Genomic DNA, 23191 nt, shown 5'->3' with positions numbered 1-23191 from the left:
ACCCATGACCCTCGAAGGGAAACACCCATGCCGCTGGAAGCCGGCCTGCTGGAGATCCTCGCCTGCCCGGAGTGCCACGCACCGCTGAGCGAGACGGCGGCAGCCGAGGGCGATGCCTCCGAGCTGGTCTGCCAGGGCCAGAGCTGCGGCCTGGCCTACCCGGTCCGCGACGGCATCCCGGTGCTCCTGGTCGATGAGGCCCGGCGCCCGCAGTAGCGCCGCCCGTCCCGGCCGGCCGGGCGAACCGCGAACCGAGTCCATGGCGATCGGAGTTGATCCACCGTGTTCGACGAGTCCCTCCTCGATGACCCCGACGCCCTCGCCCGCGCCGACCTGCACGGTCTGCTGCGGGGCGCGGCCGAGTCCGGCGCCCGGGTACGTACCGCCATGCGCAACGCGGACGAGGCGGGCGTCGGTGCGCTGACCCCCGACGGCCGCCCGCGTGCCGTCCTGGTCGCCGGACCGGGACCGGCCGCCGGAGCCACCGCCGACCTGCTGCGCGCCCTGGCCGACGGCAGCTGCCCGGTGGCCTTTGTCCGCCCCTCCGGGGTGGCCCCGGCCCCCGGCGCCCTGCGCTGGACCCTGCCCGGCTGGACCGGACCGCTGGATCTGCTGCTGGTGGCCAGCCCGGACGGCACCGAGCCGGGCCTGGGCCTGCTCATCGAACAGGCCTACCGCCGTGGCTGTTCGGTGGTCTCGGTCAGCCCGGCCGGCACCCCGCTCGCCGAGGCCACCGCCCAGGCCCGCGGTCTGTCCATCCCGCTCACCACCACCTGGTACGAGGCGGCCACGGCCGGCCAGGAGGAGGCCGAGAAGAGCGCCCGGGTGCTGCCTTCCGGGCCGGGCACCCTCTGGTCGCTGCTCACCCCGCTGCTGGCGCTCGCCGACCGGCTCGGTCTGCTCGGCGCTCCCGGCGCCTCCCTGGACGCCCTCGCCGACCGGCTGGACCGGCTCGCCGAGCGCTGCGGCCCGGCCATCGCCACCTATGGCAACCCGGCCAAGACCCTGGCCGCCGAACTGGCCGACACCCTGCCGCTGATCTGGACCGAGGGCGAGCTGGCCGCCGCCGTCGGCCGCCGCTTCGCCACCGTACTGGCCGCCCTGGCCGGCCGTCCGGCGCTGCCCGCCGAACTGCCCGAGGCGCTCACCGCGCATGGCACCCTGCTGTCCGGGGCACTGGCCGCCGGGGCCGACCCCGAGGATTTCTTCCGGGACCGGGTCGAGGAACCCGAGGCGCTGCACGCCCGGGTCGTCCTGCTGCGCGAGCAGGCCCCCACCGTCACCTCGCCCGCGGCCGCCGCCCGGGATCTGGCCCTGCACCGCGACACCCCGGTCAGCGAACTGGAGGCGGCCGAGGGCAGCAGCCCCCTGGAGATCGCCGCCGAGCTGCTGGCCGTCACCGACTTCGCCGCCGTCTACCTGGCCCTCGCCGGCACCCCGTAACACCGCGCCAACCCCCTCAGGAACCGCCCCATGGACCGCCTCGTCAACACCGTGCGCCCCTATGCCTGGGGCTCCACCACCGCGATTCCCGAGCTGCTCGGCACCCCGCCCACCGGCGAACCACAGGCGGAGCTGTGGCTGGGGGCCCACCCCGGCGCCCCCTCACTGGCCGACCGGGGCGACGGCCCGCGCCCGCTGTCCGAACTGATCGCCGCCGACCCCGAAGCGGAACTGGGCGCCCCGGCCGTCCGGCGCTTCGGCCCCCAACTGCCCTTCCTGCTCAAGCTGCTGGCCGCCGCCGCACCACTGTCCCTGCAGGTGCACCCGGACCGGGCGCAGGCCGAGGCCGGGTTCGCCGCCGAGGAGGCCCGGGGCGTCCCGCGCGACGCCCCCGACCGCAACTACCGCGACCCCAACCACAAGCCCGAACTCCTCTGCGCCCTCACCGAGTTCGACGGCCTGTGCGGCTTCCGGGACCCGCTGCACACCGCGGGACTGCTGGCCGCGCTGGACGTGGACTCGCTCAAGCCCTACGCCGACCTGCTGCACGCCCACCCGGAGGCCGACGCCCTGCGCGAAATGCTCACCGCCGTGCTCACCGCCGAACGCGGCGCCATGGCCGAGACGGTGACCCAGGCGGCCGCCGCGGCGGAACGGCTGGCCGCCGCGCCGGGCCCTTACCAGGCGGCGTACGCGGCCTACGCGGGGCTGGCCCGGCACTACCCCGGCGACCCCGGGGTGATCGCCGCCATGCTGCTCAACCACATCCGGCTGCAGCCCGGCGAGGCGCTCTACCTGGGCGCCGGGGTACCACACGCCTATCTGGCCGGGCTGGGCGTGGAGATCATGGCCAACTCCGACAATGTGCTGCGCTGCGGACTGACGCCCAAGCACATCGACGTCCCTGAACTGCTGCGGGTGGTCCGCTTCGAGGCCGGCACCCCCGCCGTGCTGCGGCCGGAGGCCGGCGCGGGGGAGGAGGAGGTCTATGAGACCCCGGTGGACGAGTTCCGCCTCTCCCGCCAGGTCCGCCCGGCCGGCGCCCCGCCCCGCCAACTGGACTGCGCCGCCGCCCAGATCCTGCTGTGCACCGCGGGCACCGCGCTGCTGCGGGACGCCGAAGGGGGCCAACTGCCCCTGGAGCGCGGGCAGTCCGCCTTCGTACGGGCCGGGGAGCGGGTCCAACTCGACGGCGAGTGCACGGTGTTCCGTGCCAGCATGGTGGTCCCGGGATGAGTGCCTCGGGCGGCACCAGGGCCATCGTCGCCGCCCTGAGCGCCAATATGGCCATCGCCGCCGCCAAGTTCACCGCCTTCGCCCTCAGCGGCTCCTCGTCCATGCTCGCCGAGGGCGTGCACTCGGTCGCCGACTCCGGCAACCAGGCGCTGCTCCTGCTCGGCGGGCGCCGGGCCCAGCGCCGGGCGAGCGAGGAACACCCCTTCGGCTACGGCCGGGAACGCTATGTCTATGGCTTCCTGGTCTCCATCGTGCTGTTCACCGTCGGCGGGGTCTTCGCCCTCTACGAGGGCTATGCGAAGGTCAGCCACCCGCACCGGCTGGACAACTGGTACTGGCCGGTCGGCGTACTGCTCTTCGCCCTGATCGCCGAGGGCTTCTCCTTCCGCACCGCCGTCCAGGAGGCCAACCTGCTGCGCGGGCGGCAGTCCTGGATCCGCTTTGTACGGACGGCCAAGGCGCCGGAACTTCCCGTGGTGCTGCTGGAGGACTTCGGCGCCCTGATCGGCCTGGTACTGGCGCTCGCCGGAGTGGCCCTCGCCCTGGCCACCGGGGACGGCCTCTGGGACGGGGTGGGCACCCTGTGCATCGGCACCCTGCTGGTGCTGATCGCCCTGGTACTGGCCGCCGAGACCAAGTCCCTGCTGCTGGGCGAGGCGGCCGACCCCGAACAGGTGGCGAGCATCCGCGCCGCGGCGGTGGACGGTGAGACGGTCACCGGCGTCATCCATATGCGCACCCTGCACCTCGGCCCGGAGGAGCTCCTGGTCGCCGCCAAGATCGCGGTGCCGCATGAGCACACCGCCGCCCAGGTCGCCCGCGCCATCGACGCCGCCGAATCCCGCATCCGCACCGCGGTCCCCATCGCCCGCGTCATCTACCTCGAACCAGACATCTACGACCCAGCGGCCGCCGCAGCAGGCGAAGACCCCACCGCCACCCCGGGCGGCCCACACCCGTAGGCGCCCCCTCCGGGCCGCAGGGAACCGCGCGACCAGCCACGGACGCCCCGTACCCGCCGGCTACGCGCGGGGGCGCCCCTTCAGGGGCGCGGGGAACTGCGCGACCAGCCACAGACGTGCCGCACCCGAAGCGAAGACCAACTCACCCCACTTCCCCCAGCACCCGCATAATCCCCACCGGATCCCGCGCCGCGAGCAACCGCTCCCGGAACCCCCGATCCATCAGCCTCCGGGACAGCACCGCCAGGATCCGCAGGTGCTCGTTCTCCGACCCCCCTCCCGGGACCGCGATCATAAAGATCAGCCGCGCCTTGGTGCCGTCCATCGAACCCCACTCGATCCCCTCCGCGGAGCGGGCGAAACCGACCACCGGCGCGCTGACCGCATCCGTCTTGGCGTGCGGAATGGCGATCGCCTCCCCAAGCCCGGTGGTCCCCAGCTCCTCCCGGGCGAGCACCGCCGACACCAGGGCGGCCTCATCCCGTACACATCCGCTCGCCCCCAGCAGACCGGCCATCTCCTCGATCGCCGCCCGCTTACCGTCGGCCATGAGGAAGGGCCGTACCGTCCGCTCGGTCAAATACCCCGACAACACCCCCGGCCCGGGCGCAGCCCCCGACGGACGAGCACCCATCCCCGGAACCCCTGAGTCCCCCGGAACCTCAGAACCCACCGGAACCCCCTCCCGAGGCGCACCCCCTGCCCGCCCCAAAGACATCAGCGTCACCGTCAAAACCCCGGTCACCACCGCCCCCAGCCCCATCGCCACCAAGAACATCGGCACCCCGGCCACCGCCCCCAGCACCGCCACAATGGGACCCCCGTGCGGCACCCGGTCCTCGACCGCCGCCAGTCCGGCGATCGCCCCCGCCACCGCACCGCCCGCCATATTCGCGGGGATCACCCGCGCCGGCCGGGCGGCGGCGAAGGGAATGGCCCCCTCGGTGATGCCGAAGAACCCCATGAACAGCGCCGCCAGGCCCGTCTCCCGCTCCTGCTCGTCGAACATCTGACGGCGCAGCAGTGTCGCCAGTCCCTGCCCCAGTGGAGGAACCGGAATCGCCGCCGCGCACATGCCCATGACCTCGGGGTTCTTGGAGACGAGCCCCGCACCGAAGAGAAAGGCCGTCTTATTGACCGGCCCGCCCATATCGAAGGCGATCATCAGCCCCAGCAGCACTCCCAGCAGCGCCGCGCTGGCCCCGGTCAGCCCGCCCAGCCAGTCCGTGAGGTGCTCGAAGACCCAGGCGATGGGCCTGCCCAGCACATAGATGAAGAAGAGCCCCACCGCCGAGGTGGCCAGCACCGGGATGACGATGATCGGCATGATCGGCCGGACGAACCGCGGCACCCGCACCCGCTTGATTCCCAGCACCGTGTATCCGGCCAGGAATCCGGTGACGATGGCCCCGATGAACCCCGCCCCCGACCGGGAGCCGTACAACGCCCCCGTGTTGGCGATCCAGCCACCGATCATGCCCGGCACCAGTGCCGGACGGTCCGCGATGGCGTAAGCGATATAGCCGGACAGCACCGGCACCATCAGCGTGAAGCCGATGACCCCGATGTCATTGACGTGCTTCCAGAAGGAGCCCTCCGGAATCACCAGTCCATGCGGGGTCGCCTGACCGCCCAGCGCCAGGGAGACGGCGATCAGCAGCCCGCCGACCACCACAAAGGGGATCATGTACGAGACACCGTTCATCAGCGCCTTGTAGGTGACCCCACGCCCCTGGCCGCCCGCCGCCGGGCCCACCCCGGCCCCCGCGGCGCCACCACCCCCGCCCCGGTACACCGGCGCCTCGACCGCCCGCTCGATCAGCCGCTCCGGGTGGTGGATCCCCTCCGCGACCGCCACCGCCAGCACCGGCTTGCCCGCGAACCGGCCGCGGTCCACCTCGGTGTCGGCCGCGATGATGACCGCGTCGGCCTCCCTGACATCGTTGTCCGTCAGCACATTCTCGGCACCGATGGACCCCTGGGTCTCCACCTTGATCCGGTGTCCCAGCGCCTCCGCCGCCTGTGCCAGCTTCTCCGCCGCCATATAGGTGTGCGCGATACCGGTGGGACAGGCGGTCACCGCGATCAGCCTGAGCCGCCGCCCGCGGTGGCCACCGCTCCCGGCACCCTCGGGGGGACCGGCTGGACTGGTCACATCGTTCTCCTCCCGACGGGGCATGCCCCGGGCCGCGCGATGCCTTCGCGCACCGCATCCTGCAACAGCGGGCCAGTGGATCAAAGCGTGCGGACGGTCCCGCTGTGGCGGGAGCTGTCCGGAACCTTTCCTTCCGCGGTATGGGCGGCCGGTGGGGGCTGGGGCTGGGCTCCCGGTCCGGTGTAGATTCGGGGCCAGAGCCAGACGTCGCTGCTGATGGCGGTCGGGCGGTCCGCACGACGGACCGGCCGAGGGAGAGAGGGCCTCCGACGGACTGCGCTGCGGCCAGGGGAGAGCAGGGGGCCACTGTGGGCTCACCTGTCAGTTGAGCCTGGCCGTGAGCACGGCCGTAATCATCCCTCGCTCGCCCATCAGAGGAGCAGCCCTGATGACCACCACCTCCACCGGCCAGGACTTCAAGGTCGCGGACCTGTCGCTGGCCGCCTTCGGCCGCAAGGAGATCACCCTCGCCGAGCACGAGATGCCCGGCCTGATGGCGATCCGCAAGGAGTACGCCGAGGCTCAGCCCCTCAAGGGGGCCCGGATCACCGGCTCGCTGCATATGACCGTGCAGACGGCGGTGCTGATCGAGACCCTGGTGGCGCTGGGTGCCCGCGTTCGCTGGGCGTCCTGCAACATCTTCTCCACCCAGGACCACGCCGCCGCCGCCATCGCGGTGGGCCCCAACGGCACCCCGGAGAACCCCCAGGGCGTCCCGGTCTTCGCCTGGAAGGGCGAGACCCTGGAGGAGTACTGGTGGTGCACCGAGCAGGCCCTGACCTGGCCGGACACCCCCACCGGCGGGCCGAACATGATCCTGGACGACGGCGGTGACGCCACCCTCCTGGTGCACAAGGGCGTGGAGTTCGAGAAGGCCGGCGCGGCCCCGGACCCGTCCACCGCGGACAGCGAGGAGTACGCCCAGATCCTCACGCTGCTCAACCGCACCCTCGCGGAGAACCCGCAGAAGTGGACCCAGCTCGCCTCGGAGATCCGCGGCGTGACCGAGGAGACCACCACGGGCGTCCACCGCCTCTACGAGATGCAGCAGGCCGGCACGCTGCTCTTCCCGGCGATCAACGTCAATGACGCGGTGACCAAGTCGAAGTTCGACAACAAATACGGCTGCCGGCACTCCCTGGTGGACGGCATCAACCGGGCCACCGACGTCCTGATCGGCGGCAAGGTCGCCGTGGTCTGCGGCTATGGCGACGTGGGCAAGGGCTGCGCGGAGTCGCTCCGCGGGCAGGGCGCCCGCGTGGTCGTCACCGAGATCGACCCCATCTGCGCCCTGCAGGCGGCGATGGACGGCTACCAGGTGACCACCCTGGACGAGGTGGTGGAGACCGCCGACATCTTCATCACCACCACCGGCAACCGGGACATCATCATGGCCTCGGACATGGCCAAGATGAAGCACCAGGCCATCGTGGGCAACATCGGTCACTTCGACAACGAGATCGACATGGCCGGGCTCGCCAAGATCCCCGGCATCGTCAAGGACGAGGTCAAGCCGCAGGTCCACACCTGGACCTTCCCGGACGGCAAGGTGCTCATCGTGCTCTCCGAGGGCCGCCTGCTGAACCTGGGCAACGCCACCGGCCACCCCTCCTTCGTGATGTCCAACTCGTTCGCGGACCAGACGCTGGCCCAGATCGAGCTGTTCACCAAGCCGGAGTCGTACCCCACCGACGTCTATGTGCTGCCCAAGCACCTGGACGAGAAGGTGGCCCGGCTCCACCTGGACGCCCTGGGCGTCAAGCTGACCACGCTCCGCCCGGAGCAGGCCGCCTACATCGGCGTCAAGGTCGAGGGTCCGTACAAGCCGGACCACTACCGTTACTGAGCACAGCGTCAAGGACGCCGACCACCGCATCAGCGCCCAGGGCGCCGAGCGCACCGACGTCAGCAGCCGGTGAACCAGCCGGCCGGCCAGGCCCCCGCCTCCCGGGCGGGGGCCTGGCCCTTTCCCGCCAAGGATCCCCCCATGCCCCGCGGCCGTTACTCGCTTTACGATCCGCACGATCACACCCCCCTCGGTGATGAACACTTCCAGTGCGCAGCCGGCCCCTCCGGCTGGCGCTATGTCTCCCAGATCATCGCCCCCTCCGGCGCCGAGACCGGCTCCGTCGATCTCGCCGTGGACGCCCTGGGCCGCCCCCTGCGCCTCCAGCTGCGCACCGCCGACTGGCAGGTGCGCGGCGCCGCCCTCAACGGCGTCACCTGGGTACGCACCGACCCGGACGGCGAACATGCCACCGAGGGCAATGTCCGCGCCCATGGCTTCACCGGAACCTCCCCCGCCTTCCTGGTGGCCCTTGCACGGCTCTCCCGGCTGACCCCCGGTGCACCGGCCACCCGCCTACGTCTTGTCACCTTCACCGCCCCCGTGCTCGCCCCCCGCACCGTCGATCAGGCGTGGGCCCTGGTCAGCAGGACAGCACACCCCACTGACAACGCCCCCTTGGAAGTGGACGAGTACCAGGTCAGCGCCCTGGACACCGGTGAACAGCACACCGTCCACCTGGCCGGTGACGTCGTCTTGGCGGCGCCGGGCATCGAGCTGGAGGAACTTGAGAGCCCGCCCTCCGTCTTCGACTGATGTGCGGGGCGCACTGGGCGCCTGGTAAGGTCTCCATCTGCCCCACGAAACCCGTTGACACGGGTCGAGGGGGGAGGTAGATTCGAACGGTTGAGACGGACTGGACTGGTCCGTTGGCAACGGTTGGCATCTGAAACGCTTCCGACGGTGAACATGGTTCACGCGGAGCACCTCTCGACTCTTTATCGGAAGCGAAATGGCCGATGTGATCGGCTGTCTCGAATCTGATAAAGTCGAATTCGTCGGAACGCGAAAGCGGAAAGACGAAAACCCCGCTCCAGCAGGGGGCCGGAAACGAGAAATCGGATCTGGTAAGGTTGGAAACACCGAAGGGAAGCGCCCGGAGGAAAGCCCGAGAGGGTGAGTACGAAGGAAGCGTCCGTTCCTTGAGAACTCAACAGTGTGCCAAAAGTCAACGCCAGACTATAAAACAACCCCGTCCACCACGTTGTGGTGGGTGAGGTTCCTTTGAAATACACAGCGAGGACGCTGTGAACGACCGGGCTTATTCCGCCTGGTTGTTCCGCTCTCGTGTGTGTGCACCGGCAGTTTTTAATTAAACGCGGCCGGTAAACATTCACGGAGAGTTTGATCCTGGCTCAGGACGAACGCTGGCGGCGTGCTTAACACATGCAAGTCGAACGATGAACCGGTTTCGGCCGGGGATTAGTGGCGAACGGGTGAGTAACACGTGGGCAATCTGCCCTGCACTCTGGGACAAGCCCTGGAAACGGGGTCTAATACCGGATACGACTACTGGGGGCATCCCTGGTGGTGGAAAGCTCCGGCGGTGCAGGATGAGCCCGCGGCCTATCAGCTTGTTGGTGGGGTGATGGCCTACCAAGGCGACGACGGGTAGCCGGCCTGAGAGGGCGACCGGCCACACTGGGACTGAGACACGGCCCAGACTCCTACGGGAGGCAGCAGTGGGGAATATTGCACAATGGGCGAAAGCCTGATGCAGCGACGCCGCGTGAGGGATGACGGCCTTCGGGTTGTAAACCTCTTTCAGCAGGGAAGAAGCGCAAGTGACGGTACCTGCAGAAGAAGCGCCGGCTAACTACGTGCCAGCAGCCGCGGTAATACGTAGGGCGCAAGCGTTGTCCGGAATTATTGGGCGTAAAGAGCTCGTAGGCGGCTTGTCGCGTCGGATGTGAAAGCCCGGGGCTTAACCCCGGGTCTGCATTCGATACGGGCAGGCTAGAGTTCGGTAGGGGAGATCGGAATTCCTGGTGTAGCGGTGAAATGCGCAGATATCAGGAGGAACACCGGTGGCGAAGGCGGATCTCTGGGCCGATACTGACGCTGAGGAGCGAAAGCGTGGGGAGCGAACAGGATTAGATACCCTGGTAGTCCACGCCGTAAACGTTGGGAACTAGGTGTGGGCGACATTCCACGTTGTCCGTGCCGCAGCTAACGCATTAAGTTCCCCGCCTGGGGAGTACGGCCGCAAGGCTAAAACTCAAAGGAATTGACGGGGGCCCGCACAAGCAGCGGAGCATGTGGCTTAATTCGACGCAACGCGAAGAACCTTACCAAGGCTTGACATACACCGGAAAGTGCTAGAGATAGTGCCCCCCTTGTGGTCGGTGTACAGGTGGTGCATGGCTGTCGTCAGCTCGTGTCGTGAGATGTTGGGTTAAGTCCCGCAACGAGCGCAACCCTTGTTCTGTGTTGCCAGCATGCCTTTCGGGGTGATGGGGACTCACAGGAGACTGCCGGGGTCAACTCGGAGGAAGGTGGGGACGACGTCAAGTCATCATGCCCCTTATGTCTTGGGCTGCACACGTGCTACAATGGCCGGTACAATGAGCTGCGATACCGTGAGGTGGAGCGAATCTCAAAAAGCCGGTCTCAGTTCGGATTGGGGTCTGCAACTCGACCCCATGAAGTTGGAGTTGCTAGTAATCGCAGATCAGCATTGCTGCGGTGAATACGTTCCCGGGCCTTGTACACACCGCCCGTCACGTCACGAAAGTCGGTAACACCCGAAGCCGGTGGCCCAACCCTTGTGGAGGGAGCCGTCGAAGGTGGGACTGGCGATTGGGACGAAGTCGTAACAAGGTAGCCGTACCGGAAGGTGCGGCTGGATCACCTCCTTTCTAAGGAGCACATAGCCGACTGCGAGCGAATGTCTCGCACGGTTGCTCATGGGTGGAACGTTGACTATTCGGCTGGGCTCTGGTGAGCGTCCTGTTAGTACTGCTTCGGCGTGGAACGCAGGGATGTGAACTGGTCTGGTCGGGCACGCTGTTGGGTATCTGAGGGTGCGGCCGTTAAGGCTGGTCCTCGATCCGGTCCCAGTGAACTCACCCTTTTGGGGTGGGGTGATGGGTGGCTGGTCGTTGTTTGAGAACTGCACAGTGGACGCGAGCATCTGTGGCCAAGTTTTTAAGGGCGCACGGTGGATGCCTTGGCACCAGGAACCGATGAAGGACGTGGGAGGCCGCGATAGGCCCCGGGGAGCTGTCAACCGAGCTGTGATCCGGGGGTGTCCGAATGGGGAAACCCGGCAGTCGTCATGGGCTGTCACCTACTGCTGAACACATAGGCAGTATGGAGGGAACGCGGGGAAGTGAAACATCTCAGTACCCGCAGGAAGAGAAAACAACCGTGATTCCGGGAGTAGTGGCGAGCGAAACCGGATGAGGCCAAACCGTATGCGTGTGATACCCGGCAGGGGTTGCGTATGCGGGGTTGTGGGAGTTTCCTTGATCAGTCTGCCGGCTGGTCGGAGAGTCAGAAACCGTATGGATAGGCGAAGGGCATGCGAAAGGCCCGGCGTAGAGGGTAAGACCCCCGTAGCTGAAATCTATGCGGCTCTCTTGGAAGCCACCCAAGTAGCACGGGGCCCGAGAAATCCCGTGTGAATCTGGCGGGACCACCCGTTAAGCCTAAATATTCCCTGGTGACCGATAGCGGATAGTACCGTGAGGGAATGGTGAAAAGTACCGCGGGAGCGGAGTGAAATAGTACCTGAAACCGTGTGCCTACAAGCCGTGGGAGCGTCGCCGTCAAGCTTGCTTGGCGGTCGTGACTGCGTGCCTTTTGAAGAATGAGCCTGCGAGTTTGCGGTGTGTTGCGAGGTTAACCCGTGTGGGGAAGCCGTAGCGAAAGCGAGTCCGAATAGGGCGATTGAGTAGCGCGCCCAAGACCCGAAGCGGAGTGATCTAGCCATGGGCAGGTTGAAGCGGCTGTAAGAGGTCGTGGAGGACCGAACCCACCAGGGTTGAAAACCTGGGGGATGACCTGTGGTTAGGGGTGAAAGGCCAATCAAACTCCGTGATAGCTGGTTCTCCCCGAAATGCATTTAGGTGCAGCGTCGTGTGTTTCTTGCCGGAGGTAGAGCACTGGATAGGCGATGGGCCCTACCGGGTTACTGACCTTAGCCAAACTCCGAATGCCGGTAAGTGAGAGCGCGGCAGTGAGACTGTGGGGGATAAGCTCCATGGTCGAGAGGGAAACAGCCCAGAGCATCGACTAAGGCCCCTAAGCGTACGCTAAGTGGGAAAGGATGTGGAGTCGCAGAGACAACCAGGAGGTTGGCTTAGAAGCAGCCACCCTTGAAAGAGTGCGTAATAGCTCACTGGTCAAGTGATTCCGCGCCGACAATGTAGCGGGGCTCAAGCGTACCGCCGAAGTCGTGTCATTGCAGCATAAGGACCAACGTCTGCTGTGATGGGTAGGGGAGCGTCGTGTGCCGGGTGAAGCAGCGCCGGAAGGTAGTTGTGGACGGTTCACGAGTGAGAATGCAGGCATGAGTAGCGATACAAGAGTGGGAAACTCTTGCGCCGATTGACTAAGGGTTCCTGGGTCAAGCTGATCTGCCCAGGGTAAGTCGGGACCTAAGGCGAGGCCGACAGGCGTAGTCGATGGACAACCGGTTGATATTCCGGTACCCGCTTTGAAGCGCCAGCGCTGAACCAGGCGATGCTAAGTCCGTGAAGCCGCCCTGATCTCTTCGGAGTTGAGGGGAGTGGTGGAGCCGACGGACCAGACCTGTAGTAGGTGAGCGATGGGGTGACGCAGGAAGGTAGTCCAGCCCGGGCGGTGGTTGTCCCGGGGTAAGGGTGTAGGACGTCACGTAGGCAAATCCGCGTGACATATAGTCTGAGACCTGATGCCGAGCCGATTGTGGTGAAGTGGATGATCCTATGCTGTCGAGAAAAGCCTCTAGCGAGTTTCATGGCGGCCCGTACCCTAAACCGACTCAGGTGGTCAGGTAGAGAATACCGAGGCGTTCGGGTGAACTATGGTTAAGGAACTCGGCAAAATGCCCCCGTAACTTCGGGAGAAGGGGGGCCATGTCCGGTGATGAGACACGCTCTCTGAGCTGGGTGTGGCCGCAGAGACCAGCGAGAAGCGACTGTTTACTAAAAACACAGGTCCGTGCGAAGCCGTAAGGCGATGTATACGGACTGACGCCTGCCCGGTGCTGGAACGTTAAGGGGACCGGTTAGCTCCATTTCGGTGGGGCGAAGCTGAGAACTTAAGCGCCAGTAAACGGCGGTGGTAACTATAACCATCCTAAGGTAGCGAAATTCCTTGTCGGGTAAGTTCCGACCTGCACGAATGGCGTAACGACTTCTCGACTGTCTCAACCATAGGCCCGGTGAAATTGCACTACGAGTAAAGATGCTCGTTTCGCGCAGCAGGACGGAAAGACCCCGGGACCTTTACTATAGCTTGATATTGGTGTTCGGTTCGGCTTGTGTAGGATAGGTGGGAGACTGTGAAGCATGCACGCCAGTGTGTGTGGAGTCGTCGTTGAAATACCACTCTGGTCGTGCTGGATGTCTAACCTGGGTCCGTGATCCGGATCAGGGACAGTGTCTGGTGGGTAGTTTAACTGGGGCGGTTGCCTCCTAAAGGGTAACGGAGGCGCCCAAAGGTTCCCTCAGCCTGGTTGGTAATCAGGTGTTGAGTGTAAGTGCACAAGGGAGCTTGACTGTGAGACCGACGGGTCGAGCAGGGACGAAAGTCGGGACTAGTGATCCGGCGGTGGCTTGTGGAAGCGCCGTCGCTCAACGGATAAAAGGTACCCCGGGGATAACAGGCTGATCTTCCCCAAGAGTCCATATCGACGGGATGGTTTGGCACCTCGATGTCGGCTCGTCGCATCCTGGGGCTGGAGTCGGTCCCAAGGGTTGGGCTGTTCGCCCATTAAAGCGGTACGCGAGCTGGGTTTAGAACGTCGTGAGACAGTTCGGTCCCTATCCGCTGTGCGCGTAGGAGTCTTGAGAAGGGCTGTCCCTAGTACGAGAGGACCGGGACGGACGAACCTCTGGTGTGCCAGTTGTCCTGCCAAGGGCATGGCTGGTTGGCTACGTTCGGGAGGGATAACCGCTGAAAGCATCTAAGCGGGAAGCCTGCTTCGAGATGAGGGCTCCCACCCACTTGATGGGGTAAGGCTCCCAGTAGACGACTGGGTTGATAGGCCAGGTGTGGAAGACCGGTAACGGTTGGAGCTGACTGGTACTAATAGGCCGAGGGCTTGTCCTCAGTTGCTCGCGTCCACTGTGTTGGTTCTGAAACCACGAACAACCAAAATTGCCGGTTGTCTGTTTCATAGTGTTTCGGTGGTCATTGCGTTAGGGAAACGCCCGGTTACATTCCGAACCCGGAAGCTAAGCCTTTCAGCGCCGATGGTACTGCATGGGGGACCGTGTGGGAGAGTAGGACGCCGCCGAACAATTTTTAGCCTCAGGGGCGATTCATTTGATGGATCGCCCCTGAGGCTTTTTCGCGTTCAGGGGGTCGAGGGCCACATTTGCTGCAAGTAATTCCGGGGAGTGCAGGGGGGACGTCATATCCGTACGTCCCCCCTCGCATTCCGGAAGACCGAGAAGGTCAGGCGGACTGCTTTTCGCGGCCGGCCCGGATGAGTTCCAGGTCCAGGGATTCCTGGCGAATGCGCTGGTCAACATAGAGCAGTACGGTCATCCCGGCCGTCACCGGCAGCGTAAGAGTCGAGCTGATGGCCGCTCCGATGCCGGAAATGATCAGCGAACTCCAGGTCAGCTGGTCGGCCGGTGCGGCGGAGCCGGAGGCGATGGCCTGGAGGAGGCTGATCGGAATGTTGATGACCGCCGCCGTCACCGTGGCCACCACAACGGTGAGCAGCTGAATGCCGAGAACGCGCCACCAGGAGTCCCGCACCAGTTTCGCGGACCGTCGCATGGCGGAGAGAACGCTCTGCTTTTCCAGCATCAGAGCCGGGGTCGCCAGCGAATAGCGCACCCAGAGCCAGATCATGGCCACGGTGCCGGCCAGTGCCCCCAGGGCCGTCAGCAGCCCGGCGAGCGTACCCGCCCCGGCCGCGTAGAGCAGCAGGCCCGGCACCAGGCCCGCCAGCAGCGCGGCCGACATCAGCAGCGGGACCAGGCAGAGCAGCCCGCCCATGCGCAGCAGCTGGGGGCGGGCGCTTCGCCAGGCGTCGCCCAGGGAGGCCGGGCGGCCGAGGACGGCCCGGCTGACGACCACGGTCAGCATGGCGGTGGCGACTATCGTGCCGATCAGGCCGAGAACCAGCGAGACGGCCAGGGTGCCGATGCTGCTGCCCATGGCATCCAGGATTTCGCGGGGCGTCGCGGAGTCCTTGAGGCTCTCCACATCGACGCCGTCACCGAACCAGAGCCCGGTGGCTATGGTCGTCACCGCCTGGGTGACCACGGCCAGGCAGGCGGAAATGGCCAGTGCGGTCCGCCAGTAGCGGCGGGTGGTGTCGATGGCACCCTGCATGATCTCCCCGACCGCCAGCGGGCGCAGTGGGATCACCCCCGGCCGGGGGGCCTCCGGCGGCGGCGGTGTCCAGGCGCCCCAGCCCGGCCGGGCTCCATAGCCCGGCGGTGGCGGAGTGCCGGGCCCCGGCGGCCGGCCCGGTCCGCCCGGCGGCGGTCCTCCCCAGGGCGATCCGCCCATGGGCGCCGACCACTGTTGCCTGGGCGGCTGTTGGGGAGCCCACTGGGAAGCGTGCGCGGCCTCGTCCGCCCCTGCCGTGTCATCCGTGCGGGGTGCCTCGCTCGCCTCGGCGGGCCGCTGCTGGGCGGCGTCCGGCCGCTCCTCGGACGGGGAGGGTCCGGGCGAGTTCCGGCCCGGAAAGTCGTTCATGGTCTGTCGCTCCTTCGGGGCTCGTGTGCCGGTGCGGCGGCCGAGCCTTTGCCCGCCATCGTGTCACGCTGCCCTTTGGGCGCCCGGGGCTCGTAAGGAGGAGGAGCGAGGGCCCCTTCAATCCTGGTTCGCCTCGCGGCAGACTGGACTAATGGCCGATCACCACGCGCTGTCCATGGACGCCGTCGATTGCCCCGCCCTCGCAGCACTGCGCTGGGACGAGCCGCCCGAGGGACCAGTGATCGTGTTGCTGGACCAACGACGCCTGCCTTCCCAGGAGGTGGAACTGGTCTGCACGGACGTTCCGGCGCTGGTGGAGGCGATACGGACACTGGCGGTGCGGGGTGCGCCCCTGCTGGGGATCGCCGGAGCCTATGGGGTGGTGCTGGCAGCTGTGCGGGGTTTTGACGCGGATGAGGCGGCCGGGATGCTGGCCGGTGCCCGGCCCACCGCGGTCAACCTGGCGTATGGGGTGCGGCGTGCGCTGGCCGCGTACCACCGCGCCGTGGACGGCGGCCTGTCCGCCGAGCGGGCGGCCAAGGCGGCGCTGGCCGAGGCCCGGGCGCTGCACCGGGAGGATGCCGAGGCCAGTGAGCGGATGGCGGCGCACGGTCTGGCGCTGCTGGAGGAGCTGGTGCCGGGGGGCGGCTATCAGCTGCTGACCCACTGCAACACCGGGGCGCTGGTGTCCGGTGGGGAGGGCACCGCCTTTGCCGTGGCGGCGGCCGCGCACCGGGCCGGGCAGTTGCGCAGGCTGTGGGTGGACGAGACCCGGCCGCTGTTGCAGGGGGCCCGGCTGACCGCATACGAGGCGTCCCGGGCGGGGATGGCCTACACCCTGCTGGCGGACAATGCCGCGGGTTCGCTGTTCTCCTCGGGAGAGGTGGACGCGGTGCTGATCGGCGCGGACCGGGTGACCGCGGACGGCTCGGTGGCCAACAAGGTGGGCAGCTATCCGCTGGCCGTGCTGGCCCGCTATCACCATGTGCCCTTTGTGGTGGTGGCGCCGAGCACCACGCTGGATTTCGGCACGGCCGACGGCTCGGGCGTGGAAGTGGAGCAGCGGCCCGGGCAGGAGGTGACGGATTTCGCCGTGCCGGGCGAGGCCGGGACGGTGGCCTCGGTGCCGGTGGCCCCGGTGGGGACGCAGGTCTACAACCCTGCGTTCGATGTCACACCGCCGGAGCTGGTGACCGCGATTGTCACGGAAAACGGGGTTGTTTCACCCGTGACCAAGGTGGGATTGGCCCAGCTGTGTGCCAGGTCACGATCGGGTAATGGGATGATGTCGATATGAAGGGACGCGTCCTTGTCGTCGACGACGACACCGCACTGGCCGAGATGCTCGGAATCGTGCTGCGTGGTGAGGGTTTCGAGCCGTCGTTTGTAGCCGACGGCGACAAGGCACTCGCCGCCTTCCGCGAGACCAAACCGGACCTGGTGCTGCTCGATCTGATGCTGCCCGGCCGGGACGGTATCGAGGTCTGCCGGCAGATCCGGGGTGAGTCCGGGGTGCCGATCGTGATGCTCACCGCCAAGAGCGACACCGTGGATGTGGTGGTCGGTCTGGAGTCCGGTGCGGATGACTACATCGTCAAGCCGTTCAAGCCCAAGGAGCTGGTGGCCCGGATCCGGGCCCGGCTGCGCAGATCGGAGGAGCCGGCCCCGGAGCAGCTGACCATCGGTGACCTGGTGATCGATGTGGCGGGGCACTCGGTCAAGCGGGACGGGCAGTCCATCGCCCTGACGCCGCTGGAGTTCGACCTGCTGGTGGCGCTGGCCCGCAAGCCCTGGCAGGTGTTCACCCGTGAGGTGCTGCTGGAGCAGGTGTGGGGCTACCGGCATGCCGCGGATACCCGGCTGGTGAACGTCCATGTGCAGCGGCTGCGCTCCAAGGTGGAGAAGGATCCGGAGCGCCCGGAGATCGTGGTGACCGTGCGCGGCGTGGGTTACAAGGCGGGGCCCAGCTGAGATGCGGTTCGGCGGTGCCGCTCCGGAGCGCGGCGCGGGGCGGCCCGTGGAGACCTCGGGCGGAATATCTCTGCTGCGCCGGTTGTGGCGGGCGGGGCGGCTGTTGCCGGAGGGTGCGGCCGCGGCGCCCGTCCATCCGCTGCTGAGGCTCTATATGCGCTGGGTGCGGCGTCCGCTGCTGCCCGCGATGCGGCTTTGGGTGCGCAATATCCAGCTGCGGGTGGTGGCCACCACGCTGCTGATGTCCATCGCGGTGGTGCTGGTGCTGGGCGTGGTGGTCATCGGGCAGGTGCGCAACGGCCTGCTGGAGGCCAAGCGGAACGCGGCGCAGAGCCAGGCCGAGGGCGGCTTCCAGGCGGCCCGGGCGGCCGCCGACCCGGGTGCCGCCGGGCCCGATGGCCGTAGCCAGGACGCTGCCCAGGCCGGTGGCCGGGGCAATCCGGACGCCGGGGCCTGGCTGACCGGTCTGGTGCAGCAGCTGGCCAGTGGCGGTCAGGGCGTGTACTACGTGGTGGCGCTGGCCGGCGCCGGTGACTCGGCACATGTGGGCACCCGGGGCCCGCGGGCCTCCGGGGACATCGACCCCGAGCGCAGCGTCCCGGCCGGCCTGCGCAAAAAGCTGGACGGGACGCGTACCGGCGCCTTCGAGGAGCCCACCCTGATCAAGCGCAGCGGCTCCGACGAAGGGGAGCCCGCGCTGGTGATCGGCAAGTGGCTCTATGACGTGGACGGCAAGGGCTATCAGCTGTACTACCTCTTCCCCTTCACCCAGGAGGAGAAGTCGCTGAGCCTGATCAAGGGCACCCTGGCCACCGCCGGGGTGTTCCTGGTGGTGCTGCTGGGGGCCATCGCCTGGCTGGTGGTGCGGCAGATCGTCACCCCGGTGCGGATGGCGGCCGGCATCGCCGAGCGGCTGGCGGCGGGGGTGCTCCAGGAGCGGATGAAGGTCACCGGCGAGGACGACATCGCCCGGCTGGGAGAGTCCTTCAACAAGATGGCGCAGAACCTCCAGGTGAAGATCCAGCAGCTGGAGGAGCTCTCCCGGATGCAGCGCCGGTTTGTCTCGGATGTCTCGCATGAGCTGCGGACGCCGCTGACGACCGTACGGATGGCGGCCGAGGTGATCCACGAGGCGCGGGAGGACTTCGACCCGGTCACCGCCCGCTCGGCGGAGCTGCTGTTCGGGCAGGTGGACCGCTTTGAGTCGCTGCTGGCCGATCTGCTGGAGATCAGCCGGTTCGACGCCGGCGCGGCGGCGCTGGAGGCCGAGCCGATAGACCTGCGCGATGTGGTCAAGCGGGTGGTGGACGCGGCCATGCCGCTGGCCGACCGCAAGGGCAGCCGGCTGCTGGTGCGCGGCGATGACAAGCCGGTGATGGCCGAGGTGGACCCGCGGCGGGTGGAGCGGGTGCTGCGGAACCTGGTGGTCAACGCGGTGGAGCATGGCGAGGGCCGGGATGTGGTGGTGCGGCTGGCGGCGGCCGCCGGAGCGGTGGCGGTGGCGGTGCGGGACTACGGCGTGGGTCTGAAGCCCGGTGAGGCGACCCGGGTGTTCAACCGCTTCTGGCGGGCCGATCCGGCCCGGGCCCGGACCACCGGCGGTACCGGCCTGGGCCTGTCCATCGCGGTGGAGGACGCCCGGCTGCACGGCGGCTGGCTGCAGGCCTGGGGCGAACCGGGCGGCGGCTCGCAGTTCCGGCTGACCCTGCCGGCCACCGCGGGCGGGGTGCTGCGCGGCTCGCCCATACCGCTGGAGCCGGAGGACTCCCGGCGCAAGCGGGGGCTGAACGAGGCCGGGATCCCGCTGTCCGCGGCCGGCCGGGGAGCACCGGTGCCGCCGCAGAGCCGCACCCAGGTCAGGCCGTCACCGCCGCCGGTGGTGGACCCGGCGGCGCTGCCGGGCAGCGGGGCGCGCGTGGTGGCGCGCCCGGCGCGCGGCGAGGAGACGGCGGACGGCGAGGGGAGCCGGCGGTGAGGGGCGACAAGGGCGGACGGAGCTCCGTAGTGCTTGTCCTGGCGGCTGTGGGAGCGCTGCTCACCGGGTGTGCCTCCATGCCGGACGGCGGGGAGGTCAGCTCGGTGGATTCCTCCCAGCACGCGGACGCCGACTCCCAGGTGCGCGTCTACGGTGTGCCGCCGCGCAAGGGCGAGCAGCCGGCCGAGCTGGTCAAGGGCTTTCTGGAGGCGACCACCAGCGACGATCCGGACTACGCCACGGCCCGGATGTATCTGACCAAGGCGGCCCGCCGGCAGTGGAAGCCGGCCGCCTCCACCACCATCCTCACCGAGATGCCCAAGGTGCGGCAGGAGCGCAGCGGCGACCGGGAGTCGGGGCTGCTGATCAGCCTGACCGGCAAGCAGCTGGCCCGGGTTGACGGCAAGCATGCCTACAAGCCGGACGAGCGGCCCTTCCAGACAGGGATCCATCTGGCGCAGGAGGACGGCGAGTGGCGCATCGACTCCCCGCCGTCCGGGCTGGTGCTGGGGGTCGCCGACTTCCAGCGCATCTACCGCTCGGTCAACAAGTTCTACTTCGCCCAGCTGGGCGCCGGCGGGGACGGTCAGGGGCGGGACGTCCTGGTGGCCGACCCGGTCTATCTGCGCAAGCGGATAGACCCGGTGACCTCCACGGTCAACGCGCTGCTGGACGGGCCCACCAGCTGGCTGGACCCCGCGGTGGGCACCGCCTTCCCGCCGCACACTCGGCTGAAGGACAACCGGCTGTCGCTGGACGACTCCAACACCCTCAAGGTCCGGCTGGACTTCGGCGGCCACCGGGCCGGCCAGGAGCAGTGTCTGCGGATGGCGGCCCAACTGCTGTACACCGCACAGGAGTCGGCCCGGGTGACCAGTGTGACCCTGCAGGACGGCGGTGGCGAGGAGCTCTGCCACCTGGACCGGGACGGGGCCAAGTACTACGCGCCGGAGCGGATCGCGGGCCGGCCGGACCGGGTGTACTTCATCGACGGCCGGCACCGGCTGGTGAGCCTGGCCGACGGCGAGGAGGAACCGCGCCGGGTGCCGGGGCCGTTCGGGACGGACGGTGCCGCGCCGCTGCGTTCGGTGGCGGTGGACCGTGCCGAGCGCCGGGCGGCCGGTGTCTCGGTCAATGGGCAGACGCTGCATGTCACCGAGCTGACCGCGGGCGCCACCCCGGGCGAGGCCCGGCTGACCGTGCACGGTGGCGCCAAGGCGGGTCTGTCCCAGCCCAGTTGGGATGGTATGGGCGATCTATGGGTGGCCGACCAGGACCCGGAGCATCCCCGGCTGCTGCGGCTGCCGGACGGCACCGGCGCGCCCCAGGAGGTCGCCCTGCCCTCGCTGGACGGCGGCCGGATCACCGGGGTGCGGATCGCGGCGGACGGGGTGCGGATCGCCCTGCTGATCAACAAGGGGGACCGTACGGCGTTGTGGCTGGGCCGGGTGGACCGCAGGACCAGCACCTCCGGTGAGGTGCGGATCTCGGTGGCGGACCTGCGCCCGGTGGCGCCCCGGCTGGTGGATGTGGACGGCGTCTCCTGGGCGGGCGGCAGCCGGCTGCTGGTCGCCGGGAGTGAGCAGGGCGGTCTGCCGCAGCTGCAGTTCCTGGAGACGGACGGTTCCGCCTCCAACTCCTCGGCGGTGCCCGGGATCACCGGGGTGGGCGGGGTGGCCGCCCCGGACACCACCGGAAAGGCGCAGGCCCTGCTGGCCGAGCGGGACGGCGCCCTGGTGCGGCTGCTGCCGGACACCAACTGGAAGCCGGTGCCCGGGGAAGGAACGGCGCCCGTCTACCCCGGTTGACGCCAAGTATCCGTCCACTACCCAGAGTTATCCACAGGGGTGGCGTGGGACGAGGGCAGGCGGAAGACTGCCTCCATGCGGGGATGGCTGCGGGAGATCACCGGCCTGGTGCTGCCGGCCGAGTGCGTGGGCTGCGGGGCGGCGCACTCCACGCTGTGCGAGGGCTGCCGGGGCGAGCTGTCCGGCCGCCCGGCCTGGCGAGCCTGGCCGGACCCGGTGCCGGAGGGGCTGCCGCCGGTGTTCACCGCCGCCTGGTATGCGGGGCCGGTGCGCGCGGCGCTGCTCGCCCACAAGGAGCGGGGAGCGCTGACGCTGGCCGAACCCCTGGGCGGCGCGCTGGCGGGCGCGGTGCGCCGGGCCGGTGTCCTAGGCGCGGGAAGGGGCGTACGGGGCTGTAGTGCGCCCCTGCTGCTCGTCCCGGTGCCTTCCGCGCGGACCGCGGTGCGGCGGCGGGGGCATGACGCCGGCCGCCGGCTGGCCCGGGCCGCGGCGGGGGCGCTGTGCCGGAGCGGGGTGCCGGCCCGGGTGGCGCCGGTGCTGGCCCAGCGGCGTACGGTCGCCGACCAGGCCGGGCTGGACGCCCGGCAGCGGCGGGCCAATGTGGCGGGTGCCCTGGCGGTGTCCCGGGGCGCGGGGCATCTGTGGCGGGAGAGCGGGGAAGTGGTGCTGGTGGACGATCTGATGACCACCGGGTCCTCGCTGCTGGAGGCGGCGCGAGCGGTCCGCGCGTCCGGCGGGCGCGTGACGGGGGCGGCGGTGGTGGCGGTCACGCCGCGCGAGGGTCCGGCGACCGGTCGCCGGCGTCAACCGGAACTGGCCGGTAAAAGGCATCGTTGCTGATGGAGAGGGCCATGGAACACCTGAATGGAGGTAGACCACGGCAAGGGGTACCGACAGGCTTCCGGGCGAGATATGTTCGGTTGTGAGGAATGGCAGAGCCTATGCCTCATATCTCCGAATGGCGCGTTTCAGGTGCCGTCGAAGAAGCTGGGAACGGTGGGATGTAGATCTTGCCGTTGGGGGAGGAGGAGGTGAAACCGCCGTGTCGGTGGCCTCGGGTATCCCCGGGGTCTGATGCAAGAGGGATGCGCTTCGCACCTTCGGCGGAGCCATCCGGGAACGGAGTTCTGCGTGGACATCGTCGTCAAGGGCCGCAAGACAGAGGTGCCCGACCGCTTCCGCAATCACGTGGTCGAGAAGCTGAAGCTGGACAAGATCCAGAAGCTCGATGGCAAGGTGATCAGCCTCGACGTGGAGGTGTCCAAGGAGCCCAACCCCAGGCAGGCCGACCGCTCGGACCGAGTGGAGATCACGGTGCGCGGGCGCGGACCGGTGATCCGGGCGGAGGCCGCAGCGAAGGATCCGTACGCAGCCCTGGACTTGGCGACGGCCAAGCTGGAGGCGCGGCTGCGCAAGCAACACGACAAGCGCCTCACCCGCCGGAACAACGGACGCGTTCCGGCCGGAGTGGTGGCGCTCACCGCCGGCGGTGCCGAGCTGAACGCCAGCGGGGAGTTCACCGCCGACGAGGGGGCGGAGAAGATTCCGACGACCCGTATGGGTTCGCTGGAGATCCAGGGCGAGGGCCCGGTCGTGGTCCGCGAGAAGACGCATACCGCGGCTCCGATGACGCTCGACCAGGCGCTCTATGAAATGGAGTTGGTCGGCCACGACTTCTATCTGTTCGTCGACTCCGACACCAAGATGCCCAGCGTCGTCTACCGGCGGCACGGTTACGACTACGGCGTCATCCATCTCAACGCGGATCCCTTCGCCGAGGAGGTGCCCGGCGGCGCGGGCGGAGCGCTCGGCGGCTGAGTCGTAGCCACCCGTCCCATGACGGTGCTCCGGAGCTTTCGACGGCTTCCGGGGCACCGTCATGCGACCGCGGAAGCCCCCGTCCGGCCGCCCGGCATGGAATCATGGCCG

At 68.3% G+C, this 23191-nt stretch carries 14 protein-coding genes and 3 rRNA genes; 15 read left to right on the top strand and 2 right to left on the bottom strand.

What is annotated here, in order from left to right; genetic code table 11:
• Positions 1–27 precede the first annotated feature (27 nt).
• The 4 genes from CV755_RS19055 to CV755_RS19040 all read left to right on the top strand — a co-directional run bounded on the left by CV755_RS19055 (position 28) and on the right by CV755_RS19040 (position 3641).
• The gene (locus tag CV755_RS19055; protein WP_109281403.1) at positions 28–216 is read left to right on the top strand and encodes a Trm112 family protein; all 189 of its coding nucleotides are present in this window, start codon (positions 28–30) and stop codon (positions 214–216) included.
• 66 nt (positions 217–282) lie between these two features.
• A complete protein-coding gene (locus CV755_RS19050; protein WP_109281402.1) occupies positions 283–1443 on the top strand; it encodes an SIS domain-containing protein in 1161 nt (386 codons plus the stop codon).
• 30 nt (positions 1444–1473) lie between these two features.
• Positions 1474–2679: a mannose-6-phosphate isomerase, class I gene (gene manA, locus CV755_RS19045; RefSeq protein ID WP_109281401.1), complete on the top strand. Its 1206-nt coding sequence runs from the start codon at positions 1474–1476 to the stop codon at positions 2677–2679.
• Positions 2676–3641 (top strand): cation diffusion facilitator family transporter, encoded by a 966-nt coding sequence (locus tag CV755_RS19040; RefSeq protein WP_109281400.1) that lies wholly within the window; start codon positions 2676–2678, stop codon positions 3639–3641. The genes manA and CV755_RS19040 overlap by 4 nt, the downstream gene beginning before the upstream one ends.
• A gap of 142 nt (positions 3642–3783) precedes the next feature.
• Here CV755_RS19040 and CV755_RS19035 read toward each other — a convergent pair whose 3' ends face one another.
• On the bottom strand, positions 3784–5796 hold the full coding sequence (locus CV755_RS19035) for a fructose-specific PTS transporter subunit EIIC (protein ID WP_109281970.1): 2013 nt from the start codon (positions 5794–5796) through the stop codon (positions 3784–3786).
• Between the two features lie 388 nt (positions 5797–6184).
• On the opposite strand from CV755_RS19035, the gene ahcY reads away from it, so the two are divergent.
• From ahcY to rrf, 5 genes are all read left to right on the top strand, one after another.
• Positions 6185–7642: an adenosylhomocysteinase gene (gene ahcY / locus CV755_RS19030; RefSeq protein WP_109281399.1), complete on the top strand. Its 1458-nt coding sequence runs from the start codon at positions 6185–6187 to the stop codon at positions 7640–7642.
• A 141-nt stretch (positions 7643–7783) separates the two neighbouring features.
• A complete protein-coding gene (locus tag CV755_RS19025; RefSeq protein ID WP_109281969.1) occupies positions 7784–8398 on the top strand; it encodes a hypothetical protein in 615 nt (204 codons plus the stop codon).
• Between the two features lie 576 nt (positions 8399–8974).
• Positions 8975–10500 (top strand): 16S ribosomal RNA (locus CV755_RS19015).
• 279 nt (positions 10501–10779) lie between these two features.
• A 23S ribosomal RNA gene (locus CV755_RS19010) occupies positions 10780–13900 on the top strand.
• Between the two features lie 73 nt (positions 13901–13973).
• Positions 13974–14090: ribosomal RNA gene (gene rrf / locus CV755_RS19005) — 5S ribosomal RNA — on the top strand.
• The 16S, 23S and 5S rRNA genes sit together here, the layout of an rRNA operon.
• 158 nt (positions 14091–14248) lie before the next feature.
• On the opposite strand, the gene CV755_RS19000 is transcribed toward rrf, so the two are convergent.
• Entirely contained in the window at positions 14249–15508 is a 1260-nt protein-coding gene (locus CV755_RS19000; RefSeq protein ID WP_193553425.1) for a DUF7847 domain-containing protein, read from the bottom strand.
• A 151-nt stretch (positions 15509–15659) separates the two neighbouring features.
• Here CV755_RS19000 and mtnA point away from each other — a divergent pair, with 151 nt between their 5' ends.
• The 6 genes from mtnA to hpf all read left to right on the top strand — a co-directional run bounded on the left by mtnA (position 15660) and on the right by hpf (position 23080).
• Positions 15660–16805: an S-methyl-5-thioribose-1-phosphate isomerase gene (mtnA, locus tag CV755_RS18995; protein WP_109281397.1), complete on the top strand. Its 1146-nt coding sequence runs from the start codon at positions 15660–15662 to the stop codon at positions 16803–16805.
• Positions 16802–17479 (top strand): two-component system response regulator MtrA, encoded by a 678-nt coding sequence (gene mtrA, locus CV755_RS18990; RefSeq protein ID WP_109281396.1) that lies wholly within the window; start codon positions 16802–16804, stop codon positions 17477–17479. The genes mtnA and mtrA overlap by 4 nt, the downstream gene beginning before the upstream one ends.
• A 1-nt stretch (position 17480) precedes the next feature.
• A complete protein-coding gene (mtrB, locus tag CV755_RS18985; protein WP_109281395.1) occupies positions 17481–19454 on the top strand; it encodes an MtrAB system histidine kinase MtrB in 1974 nt (657 codons plus the stop codon).
• A gap of 29 nt (positions 19455–19483) precedes the next feature.
• A complete protein-coding gene (locus CV755_RS18980; RefSeq protein WP_241561288.1) occupies positions 19484–21262 on the top strand; it encodes an LpqB family beta-propeller domain-containing protein in 1779 nt (592 codons plus the stop codon).
• A 75-nt stretch (positions 21263–21337) separates the two neighbouring features.
• Complete coding sequence (locus CV755_RS18975; RefSeq protein ID WP_109281394.1) at positions 21338–22102, top strand: ComF family protein; 765 nt, start codon at positions 21338–21340, stop codon at positions 22100–22102.
• A gap of 291 nt (positions 22103–22393) precedes the next feature.
• Positions 22394–23080 carry a ribosome hibernation-promoting factor, HPF/YfiA family gene (hpf, locus tag CV755_RS18970; protein ID WP_241561287.1) on the top strand — a complete coding sequence of 229 codons (687 nt, stop codon included), beginning with the start codon at positions 22394–22396 and terminating at the stop codon, positions 23078–23080.
• Positions 23081–23191: the final 111 nt, after the last annotated feature.

The organism is Streptomyces orinoci (assembly GCF_003121295.1).
In the GTDB taxonomy this organism is placed as follows: Bacteria; Actinomycetota; Actinomycetes; order Streptomycetales; family Streptomycetaceae; genus Streptomyces; species Streptomyces orinoci.
This window is presented reverse-complemented; position numbering and strand designations above follow the sequence as displayed.

Bases quoted from the DNA above. Each gene is read 5' to 3' on its own strand.
- CV755_RS19055 (WP_109281403.1), top strand. From the start codon at position 28: ATGCCGCTGGAAGCCGGCCTGCTGGAGATCCTCGCCTGCCCGGAGTGC.
- manA (WP_109281401.1), top strand. From the start codon at position 1,474: ATGGACCGCCTCGTCAACACCGTGCGCCCCTATGCCTGGGGCTCCACC.
- CV755_RS19040 (WP_109281400.1), top strand. From the start codon at position 2,676: ATGAGTGCCTCGGGCGGCACCAGGGCCATCGTCGCCGCCCTGAGCGCC.
- ahcY (WP_109281399.1), top strand. From the start codon at position 6,185: ATGACCACCACCTCCACCGGCCAGGACTTCAAGGTCGCGGACCTGTCG.
- CV755_RS19025 (WP_109281969.1), top strand. From the start codon at position 7,784: ATGCCCCGCGGCCGTTACTCGCTTTACGATCCGCACGATCACACCCCC.
- CV755_RS19000 (WP_193553425.1), bottom strand. From the start codon at position 15,508: ATGAACGACTTTCCGGGCCGGAACTCGCCCGGACCCTCCCCGTCCGAG.
- mtnA (WP_109281397.1), top strand. From the start codon at position 15,660: ATGGCCGATCACCACGCGCTGTCCATGGACGCCGTCGATTGCCCCGCC.
- mtrA (WP_109281396.1), top strand. From the start codon at position 16,802: ATGAAGGGACGCGTCCTTGTCGTCGACGACGACACCGCACTGGCCGAG.
- mtrB (WP_109281395.1), top strand. From the start codon at position 17,481: ATGCGGTTCGGCGGTGCCGCTCCGGAGCGCGGCGCGGGGCGGCCCGTG.
- CV755_RS18975 (WP_109281394.1), top strand. From the start codon at position 21,338: ATGCGGGGATGGCTGCGGGAGATCACCGGCCTGGTGCTGCCGGCCGAG.